This is a genomic window from Marinobacter sp. GH_1 (assembly GCF_048595985.1).
Classification (GTDB): domain Bacteria; phylum Pseudomonadota; class Gammaproteobacteria; order Pseudomonadales; family Oleiphilaceae; genus Marinobacter; species Marinobacter shengliensis.
In genome coordinates this window covers 1,776,536-1,790,251 of record NZ_CP184460.1, presented here as the reverse complement: position 1 = coordinate 1,790,251, position 13,716 = coordinate 1,776,536, and the positions used below count along the sequence as shown (strand labels likewise).

Genomic DNA, 13,716 nt, shown 5'->3' with positions numbered 1-13,716 from the left:
TCATAAACACGGTATAATCACTACAATTTCCAACAACGATGGCACACCCCGAGGGAGTACCCAAACATGGCCGCAAACCATGCGCACCGTGACGACAATCTGCTGGAAGACATTCAGTCCCGGCTCGACAGCCTGAACAAATCTGAACGCAAGGTTGCGGAAGCCATCCTTCGTGACCCCAGCGCAGCTACTCGTTACAGCATAGCTGCCCTCGCCCGCGCTGCCGATGTCAGTGAACCCACGGTGAATCGTTTTTGCCGGGGATTCTCGGCCACCGGGTTCCCCGACTTCAAAATCCGCCTCGCTCAGAGCATCGCCACCGGCACCCCCTACGTGGGCCAGAATGTCGAGCCAGACGACACCGTGGCGGAGTTCGCAGACAAGATCATGCTCAGCACCATCGCCAGCCTGGACAAAGCCCGCCAGTCCCTGGACCCCAAAGCACTGGGCACCGTCATTGACTACCTGATTCAAGCCAAACAGATCAACTTCTTCGGTATGGGTGGTTCGGCGTCCGTTGCCCTGGATGCACAACACAAATTTTTTCGCTTCAACATTCCGGTCACCTCTTACGACGACGCCCTGATGCAACGCATGGTAGCCGCCGGCGCCCAGGTAGGTGATGTCATCGTATTAATCTCCTACACCGGCAGAACCAAAGAGGCCGTTGAGATTGCCAAGGTGGCACGCGCCAATGGTGCCACCGTGATTGGCATCACAAATCCGGAATCTCCGCTGGCCGAATGCTGCACAGCGGTGCTTGGCGTAACCGCTCCGGAGGACACCGAAGTCTATATGCCCATGTCGTCACGCATTATCCACCTGACCGTGATCGACATCCTGGCAACCGGTGTGACACTCAAGCGCGGAAAGGATTTCCTGAGCCATCTCAAGAAGATAAAGGAAAGCCTCAAGGCAACCCGCTATCCGCTGGAGTAGTCACACATAGTACTCGCCTGAACCACTCAGACATCCTCCGGCAGGGGCGCAGCCATCTACGCCCCTCCTCCCCCCTGAAACTCACCCCCCAAATTCCCTGACTCGGAGGATGTACAAAGACCCGCCTTGAGGAACCATGAAATCCGGTTTCCCAATGTCTGATTGGCAGAAGCTGCAATCAAGGGAACCGGAAGCCTGACCGGGACCTAGGAACCGGAAATTCCGCTTCCCTGACATGCAAGAATGACAAAAACACAGGACTCAAACGATGCACAATAAAAAGCCTCTCTTCGCTAGCAAGCTCCCACTGGCAGCTGCCATCACCGCAGCGGTCATGGCAACACCGGCCATCGCGGTGGACTTCCACGGCTATGCCCGGGCAGGAGCCTCCACCAATATCGGCAGCGGCGGCGAACAAACCTGTTTCGGCAATGGCGCCAGCGGTCACTATGTAGGCCGCCTGGCTGACGAATGCGACACCTATGCCGAGCTGTCACTGGGCGACGAGCTGTTCAGCCAGGACGGCAAGACCTTCCGCATTGACTCCATGCTTGCCTACAGCGCTGAGCCCCAGGGCAACGATTACCAGGCACTGAATGGCGGCAACAATATCAGCGGTATCGACTTCGCCAACGAAGAAATCACCCGCAACAACGCAGACCCCTTCGGCGGCGGTGAGATTGCCCTGAGACAGCTTTATGTGTCTGCCAAAAACGTCGTCGAGTCGTTGCCCGGCGCCACCCTCTGGGCCGGCAAACGCTTCTATCAGCGTAAAGACATCCACCAGATGGATCTCTTCTACGTCAACAACTCCGGCTACGGCGCGGGTATCGAGAACATCAAGGCAGGTGCCGGCCACCTGTCCATTGCCTATACCAATGCCGACACCAGCGACGGTGATGGCCTGGTTCAGAACAACAAACTTGACGTTCGATACGCCTTCCCGGTAGCCGGCGGCCACACCCTTGAGCTGATCGGCATCTACGCCATGGCGGACCTGACCGACCAGCAGAAAGACGCCGGTATTGAAGACGAGAACGGCTATTTTCTCACCGCCGAGCTGTCTTCAGGTGTTATGGGTGGCTTCAACAAGTTCGCCGTGCAGTATGGCGCCGACTCCATGGGCTTCGCCAATGCCGAAGGCAGCAGTGGCGGGCGAGTGGATAACGGCAACGTTGCAGGCTACTTCGAGTCCAGCTGGCGCGTGCTCAACCACGGCGTGATCAAACTGGGCAGTAACTGGGATCTGGGCCATTCCGTTGTCTATGAGAAGGCCAAACCCCATGATGCCGGCGCCCGTGATGGTGAGCGCCTGAGCATCATCGCCCGACCGATCTACAACTGGTCAACCGTTATGAGTACCGCGATTGAGATCGGCTACAGCGATACCGACCGCCCCTGGTTCACCGAATCCCAGGATCTCGGGAAAGTGGCCATCGCCCAGCAATGGCAGGCCGGCCCTGGCTACTGGGCGCGCCCCGTTATCCGCGCTTACGCTGCTACCTTCTTCGGAGATGAAGCCGAGGCCGCACGCGGTGGCGAAGGCATTGATGGCGACATCCAGATCGGCGCCCAGATCGAAGCCTGGTGGTAAGGCTCTAAACTCCACACGCTCTACTTGGACCTCCTTCAGGGCCGGCATTTGCCGGCCCTTTTTTTGCCCCTCGCCCAATGACATCTACGCCCCGCTGCCACCCAGGGCTACGCCCCGAAAATCCGATCCCGGAGGGATGTTCTCGTGCACGCTTCACGCAACCATGAGGAAGATCCGGAACGGATCTTCCACCAACAAAAACAATTGGAAAGAGGATGTTGACAATGCCTGACCATAAACGGCTCACGGGTGGCATAGTGCTGACCCTTGCGCTGGCTCTTACCGGCTGCAACTCCGGCAGTAGCAGCGACTCTCCGGCCAACGGCGGAAATACCGGCGCTGACGGCCTGCTCGAACCCGGGGCCAACGAGGCCCTGCTCTATTACAAGCGACCAGATGCCAGCTATGACGGCTGGGGCCTGCACCTGTGGAACGACGCCGGCGCTGGCTGTGACGGCCTGGCCGATGGTGTGCCGACCGACTGGGACAACCCAAGACTGGCCGACGGCATCAGCGACACCTACGGCGCCTATTACCGGATACCCATGCGCGAAGCCGGGGACTGCCTCAACTTCATTGTCCACAAGGGTGATGAGAAAGATATTGGCGGCCAGGACCACCGCTGGCACTTCGGTGCGCTCGGCAACCGCATTTTCACCGTCAGCGGCAGCCAGCTGTTATCCAGTACACCGATCGAGACCGACGGTATTACCATTGCTGGCGCCAGTGCCCATTGGGTGGATCGCAACACCCTGGTATTCCGGGACACCGGAAATCTGCCACGGGTTGAACTTCGCTATGACCACAATGCCGGTATTAACGTCAGCGACTCCGACACCCTGAGTGGTGGCAACATAGTGGAACTGACACCCACCACGTTACCTGAAGCCAGTGCAGACAAGTTCCCCCACCTGGTGGATTGGCCGGCCTACGAGATCAACGCTGACAGCGAAACGATCAAAGCCGCGTTAAAAAGCCAACTGGTCGCCGCAGCCTATAACAGTAACGACGAGCTGGTAACCGCCACTGGCGTGCAGATCCCCGGGGTGCTGGATGATCTGTTTGCCTTTAGCGGAGAGCTGGGCGCCATCGTCGACGCAAGCTCCGTTACCTTTTCGGTCTGGGCACCAACCGCCCAGAACCTGAAGCTTCATGTGTTCGATGAAGCCGGAAATCTCCTGCCCGGATATCCGGCCGAGATGATCGAATCCGACGGGGTGTGGAGCCATTCAGGAAGCCGCAGCGACCTGCTGGAGATGTATTATCAATACGAAGTCTCCGTTTACCACCCGAGAACCGGCGCCATCGAAACCGCCCTGGTATCCGACCCTTACGCCCTCAGTCTCTCGGCGAATGGCCAGTACGCCCAGGTGGTGGACCTTGGCGCAGACTACAAGCCATCCGGATGGGACAGTCTTACGATTCCAGCGAGGTCAGCGCCGGAGGATGTCGTGGTGTATGAGGTGCACGTTCGCGATTTCAGCGCCACAGACGAAACCGTTGAGCCGTCCCATCGTGGCAAATACAAAGCCTTTACAGCCCCTTCTGATGGCAGTGTCGACAGCGTCGCACACCTCAAGGCCCTGGCCGAGGCTGGTGTAACTCACCTGCACCTGTTACCTGCCTTTGATATCGCCACCGTGAATGAGAACCCGAATCAGGTGGTCGATATTCAAGACGATTTCAACCGGCTGTGTGAGCTTTCCGAAGCGGCCGCCAGCGAGTTCTCTGAATACTGTGCAAGCGGGCAAACGATTCGCCAGGTTCTGGAAGGGTTTGACCCACTCACCGGTCACGCCCAGGCGCTGTATAACACGTTCCGCGACCTGGACAGCTTCAACTGGGGGTATGACCCGGTTCACTTCACCGTGCCGGAAGGCAGCTATGCCACAGAAGCCCAGGGCCCTCAACGCATTACCGAGTTCCGGGAACTGGTGACGGCGGCCTCCGAGTTGGGCCTGAACGTGGTTCTTGATGTGGTCTACAACCATACCAATTCGTCCGGCCTTGCCGACAACTCGGTTCTGGACAAGCTGGTACCCGGCTATTACCACCGCCTGAACCCGGAAACCGGAGCCGTCGAGCAGTCCACATGCTGTGAGAATACCGCCTCTGAGCACGCGATGATGGAAAAGCTGATGGTGGATTCCCTCGTTACCTGGGCCCGGCACTACAAAATATCCGGGTTCCGGTTTGATCTGATGGGCCACCACATGCTGAGCAATATGGAAAAGGCCCTGGCGGCGGTGCAGGCGGTCGATCCGGACACCTATTTCTACGGTGAAGCCTGGAACTTCGGCGAGGTGGCCAACAACGCCAGAGGCATTAACGCCATCCAGACCAACATGGCCGGAACTGGTATTGGCTCCTTCAACGATCGCCTGCGGGATGCCGTACGTGGCGGTGGGCCCTTCGATGGGGGTGATGCCATTCGGGCCAATCAGGGGTTTGCCAATGGCCTGTTCACCTACCCCAACGATCGGAACACAGGCAGCGAGGATGAAAGAAACCGGTTACTGCAGGTGAGTGACTGGATTCGTGTGGGCATCGCCGGCAGCCTGGCAGACTACCCGTTTGAGACCGCCACAGACGAGCTGAAAACCGCGGCCGAAATTGACTACAACGGGCAGGCCGCCGGTTACACGGCAGATCCCCAGGAAATCATCAATTACGTTTCCAAGCACGACAACCAGACTCTCTGGGACAACAACCAGTACAAAACCGACTACGCCGCCAGCACCCTGGAGCGGGCACAGATGCAGGTTGTTGCCCTGGCCGTTCCGATTCTCAGTCAGGGCATCCCGTTCCTGCATATGGGCTCCGAGCTACTGCGTTCCAAATCCATGGAACGGGACAGCTATGATTCCGGGGACTGGTACAACGAGGTGGATTTCAGCTTCCAGGCCTCCGCCTGGAATCGCGGCCTGCCCCGCCAGGACAAGGATGGCTCTAACTGGGACCTGATCACCGAGGTCATCACCTCCGCTGGCAGTCACGCCAACCCCACTCCGGCGACGATCAGCTACACCAGGGATCAGGTGCTGGAGCTGCTAAGGGTGCGCAAGGAAAGCCCACTGTTCCGGCTGCAGACCGCGGAGGACATCAAGAGCCGCCTCAGCTTCCTCAACACCGGCTCGCAGCAAACTCCGGGGCTGATCGCGTTCAGCCTGCTGGATGACGGTACCGCCGGTTTGCCGGAGCTGGACCCTGCCAATAACGAGATTGTGGTGGTGATCAACGCCAGCAACACCACCCAGACGCTGAACCACACCCTGGACGGGAATTTCTCCGTCAGGGCCGATACCTCCCCTGCCCAGTCTGCGGCTGCCGACGCTGGCGAGTTCCTGGTGCCCGGGCTCTCGGTTGCGGTATTTGCCCGCTGACCGGCGGGCCTCAACACAGCCGGCCATGCCGGCTGTGACCATTGATAACAAGGAGAACAACATGAAAAAAGTACTTGGCAATCTGGCGCTGGCCTCTGTGCTTGCCATGACCGGTTGTGCCACCACCGGTGGTGAACGTGACTATAGCCAGTCACTGTATCTGCGCGGGCAGTTTGCCTGGTGGGATGCCCTGCCCGAATACAAGGTCAAGAAGGTCGACACCGGCGTCTACCGAACGGAAATCGAATTAAAGGCTGACGGCCAACCCTATGAATTCAAGTTTGGCGATGCCAACTGGAGCAATGGGACCAACTGCGGTTACCTGTCCGAGAAAGACGACAAGGAAGTAACGCTCAACACGCCGGTTCGAGCGAACTGTTCAGCCGTGTTTGAGAACTTCCGTTTCACGCCACCAGAATCGGCGGTATACGGCTTTTATTTCGACGTCACCGGTGAGACTCCCACGGTGTACATCAAAAAAGCCAACTGATTCCCTAACACGTAAAAAAAGGGTGCCTGATCGGCACCCTTTTTTAATCACTCTTGATCACACCCGGGAATCAATCCCTGTCGACCTCCGCGGTGTTTCTCAGGTATTGCTGATAAGCCATGTACTCACGCTGGCCCTCGAGCTGGGTCAGGAATTGACGCAACTGCTGGTATTCAGCGCCATCTGTATCCACCGCACCTTCGTTTACGGCATCAACCAGAATGATCGCTGCTTCACGCTGGCCAACGGCTTTGGCCATGGAAGGATTACCTTCGTCCGGGCGTGGCATGGCAAAGGCACGCTGAACCACAAATCGGCTCAGGTTAGCACCGTCTCGCCCCTGGTTCTCGAAACGCTGCCAGTCACCGGCATTCAGCGATTCGGGATCTTCTCCCGCCTCCAGGGCAGCCATCAGCTCATCCACTCTCGCCTCAAGCACCTGCCGGGTCTTGCGCGCTTCCAACATGGCGGCAATGTCGTCACGAACATCGGCCAGCTCACGCTGACGAGGCTCGAAATATTCGCGGACGCGAGCCACCACAGACGCATTGTCACCAACATCGATCAGTTCGGTATTGAAACCGCCCTGCAGTACGTCATCGGAAAACAGCTGACGCACCAGCCCGGCGTGATCGAAAGGCGCGGCTCCACCCTCCCGGGTTACCCCGTCCACTTCCCGCACGTCCAGACCAAGCTCTGCTGCAGGGCCCGCCAGATCGTCCGCCGCGTAGGCTGCGTCCGCCAACTGGGCACGCACTTCAGCAAAACGCTCGCTGGCACGGCTACGAGCCAGTTCATCACGCAGCTCGTCCCGCAACGACTCAAACGACGGCACATCGGAACGACGCACGCCCTCCAGTCGGATCAGGTGAATACCAAAGCTGGTTTCAACAGGGCCGGACACTTCACCGTCTTCCAGGGCAAAGAGCGCGTTCTCGAAGGCCTCATCGTAGACACCACGGCCGGCATAACCCAGGTCACCACCGTCACGGGCGGAAACCGTATCAGCGGAAAATTCCTCGGCCAGGTCCGCGAACGATTCACCTGCCTCCAAACGCTCCTGAATGGACGCGATGGTGGCTTCAGCGTCGCTACCGTCTTCAATCAGGATATGGGCAGCGCGCCGCTCCTCACGGGCGTATTCTTCGGCCTGCTCATCGTAAAAGGCCCGCAGGTCTTCCTCGGAGATTTCGATCGCATCCGCCAGGGCGCCCAACGACAGCGTAATGTAAGCCGCGTTAACCTGCTCGGGCTCACGGAACTGATCGGCGTTGTCGTCGTAAAACGCCTGAATCTCTTCCTCGGTTACCGTAATCTGCTCAGACAGGGAGTCTGCGTTGACGGTCAGCACACGGAAATCGCGGGTCTGATTCTGGATACGTAACAGTTGTGCGGCGTTTTCACTGGCCACAATACCGGTCTGCGCGATGGACGCACGAATCTGGTTGACCACGTAGTTCTTCCGCATGTTCTCGCGGAATTCACCCACGCCCATGCCAACATTGCGCACAGTCGCCACAAACCGGTCACGGTTAAACTGACCGTCTACCTGGAACTGGGGCATCTGGGTAATCAGCGCATCGATGTCGGCATCCGACAGCTCCAGTCCCTGGGCCTGGGCGTCGAGGGTCAGCACCCGCTCCTGGATCAGGGATTCCAGCACATCCCGACGGATCTGATCTTCATCCAGCATGGAGGGATCCGGGCTGTCCATCTGCATGAGCCGCTGCTGTGTTTCCAGCTGCACGGTGCGCAAAAACTCCCGCTCGGTGATGGAGTCTCCGTTAACAGTGGCCACTTCCGGCTCACCGGAAAAACCGCCAACAATGGCGTCCATCCCCCAGATTGACAGAGAAATGATCAGAAGGCCGATAATAACCTTTGCAATAGTACCCTGGGCGTTATCCCGAATATCTTGAAGCATGTTGTTCCTGAATCCCTGTTCAAGGTCGTGCTGGTGTTATTGGTGAGGCGGCTGCACTTTAACGTAAAAAGGCGCACCCTGTCCGGAATGCGCCTTGAATTCTTGCGGCAGCTTTCGCAAGCGAAAGCTGCCAAAGAAAGAGCCTTTACTTAACGGCGTCTTTCAGGGCCTTGCCTGCTTTGAATCCAGGCACTTTAGAGGCCGGAATCTTGATTTCAGCGCCAGTCTGCGGGTTGCGGCCAGTACGGGCGGCGCGCTCTTTCACAGAAAAGGTACCGAAGCCGATCAGGGTAACCTGATCGCCTTTCTTCAGTGCTCCAGTGATGGAGTTGGTCATGGCATCCAGCGCACGGCCAGCTGCAGCTTTGGAGATATCTGCGGACTCTGCAATTGCATCGATAAGTTCGGACTTGTTCACACTAAACCCCTTCGATTTCAGGTTGAAGATGTTATAGGTCGGTTTGTTTTTCGAGGACGTTCCCGACTATCGCATATGCGGTCGGAGAATTCCATTCTTCAGTTTTCTTATTCCTTTCGGTAGTACACCGGTGTTCGGAATAGGCACTTACTGCGCGGGAGCCCTTGGTATTGGCTGCTTCACGGCGAAACAGTTATACCAACGGGCTCTCAGGCATGTCAACAACTCATCGGGGGTTTAATGTGTATTTATGCGCTCGGCAGCATCGCCGGCGTCGTCTCCGGCTTTCGACGAGGCGCCCTCTTTTGCCGAATCGGCGGTGCGCGGTTCCGGCTGGTAAGCCAGTGCAATGTCCAGAACCTCGTCAATCCACTTCACCGGACGAATCTCAAGAGAGTCTTTTATATTATCCGGTATCTCCTTGAGATCCCTGACATTTTCATCGGGAATAATGACGGTCTTGATGCCACCCCGATGGGCTGCCAGCAGCTTCTCCTTGAGCCCGCCAATCGCCAGAACTTTACCCCGAAGGGTAATCTCACCGGTCATGGCCACCTCGGCCCGGACCGGAATTTTGGTCAGTGCAGACACCAGCGCTGTGCACATGCCAATACCGGCACTGGGGCCATCTTTTGGCGTTGCTCCCTCAGGTACATGCACGTGGAGATCATGCTTTTCGTGGAAGTCATCGGCAATGCCAAGGCCAGAAGCCCGGCTGCGAACCACCGTCAGGGCCGTCTGAATCGACTCCTGCATGACGTCCCCCAATGAACCGGTCTTGACCACTCGACCTTTACCTGGGGTCAGAGCACATTCGATGGTCAACAACTCGCCACCCACCTGGGTCCAGGCAAGCCCGGTCACCTGACCAATCTCGTTCTTCTCTTCCGCCAGACCATACTTGAATTTCTTGACGCCGGAGTAGTCCTCCAGCATCTCGGGCGAGAGGGTCACAGAGGCCTTGTCGTTGGCCTCTACGTGCTCCCTGACCACTTTCCGGCAGATCTTGGCGATTTCCCGCTCCAGGCCCCGCACACCCGCCTCACGAGTGTAGTAGCGGATCAGGTCACGCAGTGTCTGTTCGGGAATCTTCAGTTCGTCCTTGCGCAAACCGTTCGCCTTGATCTGCTTGGGCAACAGGTAGCGCAGAGCGATATTGACCTTCTCTTCCTCGGTGTAGCCCGGAATCCGGATGATCTCCATCCGGTCCAGCAGGGCCGGCGGAATATCCATGGAGTTGGAAGTACACACGAACATCACGTCAGAGAGGTCGTAATCCACCTCCAGGTAGTGATCGTTAAAGGTGTGGTTCTGTTCAGGGTCCAGCACCTCAAGCAGGGCAGACGCCGGATCACCCCGGTGGTCCATGCCCATCTTGTCGATTTCATCGAACAGGAACAGCGGGTTCTTCACGCCAACCTTCGACAGCTTCTGCAAAAGCTTGCCTGGCAACGCGCCGATGTAGGTTTTCCGGTGGCCGCGAATCTCTGCTTCGTCCCGAACGCCGCCCAGGGCCATCCGGGTATACTTGCGGTTGGTCGCCTTAGCGATGGACTGCCCAAGCGACGTCTTGCCTACGCCGGGAGGCCCAACCAGGCAAAGCACAGGCCCCTTGACCTTCTTCACACGGCTTTGCACTGCCAGGTACTCAAGGATGCGCTTCTTCACCTCATCCAGGCCGTAGTGGTCCTTATCCAGGATCTCACGGGCCTTCTCCAGATCGTGACGCACGCGGCTGCGTTTTTTCCAGGGCACCGCCAGCATCCAGTCGATGTAACCCCGCACAACGGTGGCTTCCGCTGACATGGGCGACATCATCTTCAGTTTGTTGAGTTCTGTTTCGGTTTTCTTGCGCGCCTCTTCCGGCAGGCCCGCTTCCTCGAGCTTCTGCTCAAGCTCTTCGAAGTCGTTATTGCCTTCGCCCAGATTGCCCATCTCTTTCTGGATGGCCTTCATCTGCTCGTTCAGGTAATACTCGCGCTGGCTCCGCTCCATCTGTTTCTTGACGCGGCCGCGGATGCGCTTTTCCACCTCAATCAGGTCGATCTCGCCGTCCAGTTTGCCCAGCAGCAGGTCAACACGCTTGCGAACGTCCAGTGCCTCCAGCAATTCCTGCTTCTCGGGAATGCGCATTTCAAGATGGGCCGCCATGGTATCCACCAGGCGCTCAAGCTCCTGAATACCCGTCAAGGCATTGGAAACCTCTGACGGCACCTTCTTGGACAGCTTCACATACTTTTCGAATTCGTCCATCAGGGTCTTGGTGAGCACATCCTCCTCGCGCTCAGGCAACGACTCTTCTTCCATCAGAATGGCCTGTCCTGACAGGAAATCACCCTCGGAAATATCGGTAATGCTGGCCCTGGCATTGCCCTCAACCAGCACCTTGACGGTACCATCCGGCAGACGAAGCATCTGCAGTACGGTGGCCAAAGTACCCATGGAGAATACATCCACGGCACCAGGCTCATCGGTTGAGGCGTCTTTCTGGGCGACCAGAAGGATTTCTTTGCTGCCCTCCATCGCGGCTTCCAGTGCCTGGATGGACTTCTCCCGGCCCACAAACAACGGGACCACCATGTGCGGAAACACCACTACGTCCCGCAGCGGGAGTAACGGGTAGTCTTGCACGGTTTCTTCAGATATACGGGTCATAGGGAATCCTCTGACAGCATTTTATTCAGCATATCACCCATCATTGGGGCGGCGGCGAAAATTGCAATCTTTTTACGAAAGGAACCGATGGGCAGGAACAGCATTCGGCTGTCATGAAAAAGGGGCGATAGTCGCCCCTTTTCAATGCACTGCCAAATACCCACAGAACAGAGTCAGTCCTCGGGTACCGCCTTGGCATGGTCACTGCTTGCGTAGATTTTGAATGGCTCAGAGTCACCACTGATGACACTGGCATCAATCACCACCTTGGAGACATCATGTTCAGATGGAATCTGATACATGGTGTCCAGCAGTGTGGCTTCCATGATTGAACGGAGGCCCCGGGCGCCGGTTTTACGCTCCATCGCCTTGCGCGCCACGGCACGCAGTGCGTCTTCCCGGAAGTCCAGCTCCACGCCTTCCATATCAAACAGTTTCTGATACTGCTTGGTCAGCGCGTTCTTGGGCTCGGTGAGGATTTGCACCAGGGCTTCTTCATCCAGCTCAGTCAGCGTAGCAACCACCGGCAAACGGCCAACAAACTCCGGAATCAGGCCAAATTTCACAAGATCCTCGGTTTCGACATCACGGATGATGTCACCGGTATTCTTGCTGTCGTCCTGGCTCTTCACCGTTGCGGAAAAGCCTATGGAACTGCGCTCCGAACGCTCCTGGATCACTTTCTCCAGGCCGGCAAAAGCGCCACCGCAAATAAACAGCATGTTGGTGGTGTCTACCTGCAGAAACTCCTGCTGCGGATGCTTGCGACCACCCTGGGGCGGAACCGACGCGACCGTACCCTCGATCAGTTTCAGGAGCGCTTGCTGCACACCCTCACCCGACACATCACGGGTGATGGAGGGGTTATCGGATTTACGGGAAATTTTGTCGATTTCGTCGATATAGACAATGCCGCGCTGCGCCTTTTCTACATCGTAGTCACACTTCTGCAGCAGCTTCTGGATGATGTTCTCGACATCTTCACCCACATAGCCGGCTTCGGTGAGCGTGGTGGCGTCTGCAATGGTGAACGGCACATTCAGCATCCGGGCCAGCGTCTCAGCCAGCAGGGTCTTGCCACTCCCGGTCGGACCGATCAGCAGGATGTTACTCTTACCCAGTTCAACGTCGCTTTTGCCTTCGCCATAGCGCAGACGCTTGTAGTGGTTGTAAACCGCGACAGACAGCACAACTTTGGCGCGATCCTGGCCAATCACATATTCGTTCAGGGTCTCGCGGATTTCCGCCGGCGTGGGAAGACGATCGCTGGCCTCTTCCTGGGCGTTTTCCTGAATCTCTTCGCGAATAATGTCGTTGCACAGGTCAACGCACTCGTCGCAGATGAACACCGAGGGCCCTGCAATGAGCTTACGGACTTCATGCTGGCTCTTTCCACAAAACGAGCAGTACAGCAACTTGCCGTTATCGTCGCCTCTGCCGTTTCTTTCATCTGCCATTGAAATACCTCTGTTCTTCGTTGGTCGGCGCAATCAAACAATACGCCGACCAGGGATGATGCGATGACTTTCAGTATTATTTATTCGGTACGCGCTTATCAAGTATTGTATCGATCAACCCGTACTCTTTCGCCTGCTGCGGATCCATGAAATTGTCGCGGTCAGTGTCGCGCGCGATGGTCTCGAGATCCTGGCCGGTGTGCTCCGCCAGCAAGGTGTTGAGGGTATGGCGAATCTTCAGGATTTCGCGAGTATGAATCTCGATATCCGTCGCCTGCCCCTGGTAACCACCCAGCGGCTGATGAATCATCACCCGGGAATTCGGCAGGCACGCCCGTTTACCCTTGGTGCCCCCTGACAGCAGGAAGGCGCCCATGCTGGCCGCCTGGCCGATACACAAGGTGGCAACATCCGGCTTTACAAACTGCATGGTGTCGTAGATGGACATACCGGCAGTCACAGAGCCGCCTGGGCTGTTGATATAAAGGTGGATGTCCTTGTCCGGATTTTCGGATTCCAGGAACAGCAGCTGAGCAACGACCAGGTTTGCCATGTGGTCTTCGACCGGGCCAACCAGAAAAATCACCCGTTCCTTGAGCAGCCGGGAATAGATATCAAAGGAACGCTCTCCGCGTGCCGTCTGTTCAATTACGATCGGCACCAGACCGGCGTTGGTTATCATTGTAGGGCCATCAAACGGTTTCTGCGTCATGTGCGCCTGAACTCCTTATGGACAATGGGCATGGACTCCTGTGGCAGGATATCCGGAAGTGATCGTCAGGATACCCTTATACTCTGCCACCAGTGAGCCCAGATGAAAACAGCCGGACACGCCGGCTGTTTCCAGAAAGCGACT

Annotated in this window: 9 protein-coding genes; 4 read left to right on the top strand and 5 right to left on the bottom strand. The window is 57.2% G+C overall.

Translation table 11 applies throughout. The annotated features are described in order from the left end of the window. Positions 1-66 precede the first annotated feature (66 nt). The 4 genes from ACNSOI_RS08210 (at position 67) to ACNSOI_RS08195 (ending at position 6,406) form a co-directional block, all read left to right on the top strand. The gene (locus tag ACNSOI_RS08210) at positions 67-939 is read left to right on the top strand and encodes a MurR/RpiR family transcriptional regulator (RefSeq protein ID WP_058089493.1); all 873 of its coding nucleotides are present in this window, start codon (positions 67-69) and stop codon (positions 937-939) included. 268 nt (positions 940-1,207) lie between these two features. Then, complete coding sequence (lamB, locus tag ACNSOI_RS08205; protein WP_420195537.1) at positions 1,208-2,533, top strand: maltoporin LamB; 1,326 nt, start codon at positions 1,208-1,210, stop codon at positions 2,531-2,533. A 224-nt stretch (positions 2,534-2,757) separates the two neighbouring features. Continuing rightward, positions 2,758-5,916: a pullulanase-type alpha-1,6-glucosidase gene (gene pulA, locus ACNSOI_RS08200; protein WP_420195536.1), complete on the top strand. Its 3,159-nt coding sequence runs from the start codon at positions 2,758-2,760 to the stop codon at positions 5,914-5,916. A 61-nt stretch (positions 5,917-5,977) separates the two neighbouring features. Continuing rightward, positions 5,978-6,406 carry a hypothetical protein gene (locus ACNSOI_RS08195; RefSeq protein ID WP_420195535.1) on the top strand — a complete coding sequence of 143 codons (429 nt, stop codon included), beginning with the start codon at positions 5,978-5,980 and terminating at the stop codon, positions 6,404-6,406. A gap of 70 nt (positions 6,407-6,476) precedes the next feature. Here ACNSOI_RS08195 and ACNSOI_RS08190 read toward each other — a convergent pair whose 3' ends face one another. The 5 genes from ACNSOI_RS08190 to clpP all read right to left on the bottom strand — a co-directional run bounded on the left by ACNSOI_RS08190 (position 6,477) and on the right by clpP (position 13,572). Continuing rightward, positions 6,477-8,330: a SurA N-terminal domain-containing protein gene (locus ACNSOI_RS08190; protein ID WP_286254960.1), complete on the bottom strand. Its 1,854-nt coding sequence runs from the start codon at positions 8,328-8,330 to the stop codon at positions 6,477-6,479. Between the two features lie 145 nt (positions 8,331-8,475). Then, positions 8,476-8,748 carry an HU family DNA-binding protein gene (locus ACNSOI_RS08185; protein WP_008174603.1) on the bottom strand — a complete coding sequence of 91 codons (273 nt, stop codon included), beginning with the start codon at positions 8,746-8,748 and terminating at the stop codon, positions 8,476-8,478. A gap of 237 nt (positions 8,749-8,985) precedes the next feature. Further along, positions 8,986-11,403 carry an endopeptidase La gene (lon, locus tag ACNSOI_RS08180; RefSeq protein ID WP_106695493.1) on the bottom strand — a complete coding sequence of 806 codons (2,418 nt, stop codon included), beginning with the start codon at positions 11,401-11,403 and terminating at the stop codon, positions 8,986-8,988. Between the two features lie 173 nt (positions 11,404-11,576). Then, on the bottom strand, positions 11,577-12,860 hold the full coding sequence (gene clpX / locus ACNSOI_RS08175; protein WP_106695492.1) for an ATP-dependent Clp protease ATP-binding subunit ClpX: 1,284 nt from the start codon (positions 12,858-12,860) through the stop codon (positions 11,577-11,579). Positions 12,861-12,936: 76 nt separating this feature from the next. After that, a complete protein-coding gene (gene clpP, locus ACNSOI_RS08170) occupies positions 12,937-13,572 on the bottom strand; it encodes an ATP-dependent Clp endopeptidase proteolytic subunit ClpP (protein ID WP_058090435.1) in 636 nt (211 codons plus the stop codon). Between the last annotated feature and the right edge of the window lie 144 nt (positions 13,573-13,716).

Coding starts and splice junctions, on each gene's coding strand:
- lon (WP_106695493.1), bottom strand. CDS start 11,403: ATGACCCGTATATCTGAAGAAACCGTGCAAGACTACCCGTTACTCCCG.
- clpX (WP_106695492.1), bottom strand. CDS start 12,860: ATGGCAGATGAAAGAAACGGCAGAGGCGACGATAACGGCAAGTTGCTG.
- ACNSOI_RS08190 (WP_286254960.1), bottom strand. CDS start 8,330: ATGCTTCAAGATATTCGGGATAACGCCCAGGGTACTATTGCAAAGGTT.
- clpP (WP_058090435.1), bottom strand. CDS start 13,572: ATGACGCAGAAACCGTTTGATGGCCCTACAATGATAACCAACGCCGGT.
- ACNSOI_RS08195 (WP_420195535.1), top strand. CDS start 5,978: ATGAAAAAAGTACTTGGCAATCTGGCGCTGGCCTCTGTGCTTGCCATG.
- ACNSOI_RS08210 (WP_058089493.1), top strand. CDS start 67: ATGGCCGCAAACCATGCGCACCGTGACGACAATCTGCTGGAAGACATT.
- lamB (WP_420195537.1), top strand. CDS start 1,208: ATGCACAATAAAAAGCCTCTCTTCGCTAGCAAGCTCCCACTGGCAGCT.
- pulA (WP_420195536.1), top strand. CDS start 2,758: ATGCCTGACCATAAACGGCTCACGGGTGGCATAGTGCTGACCCTTGCG.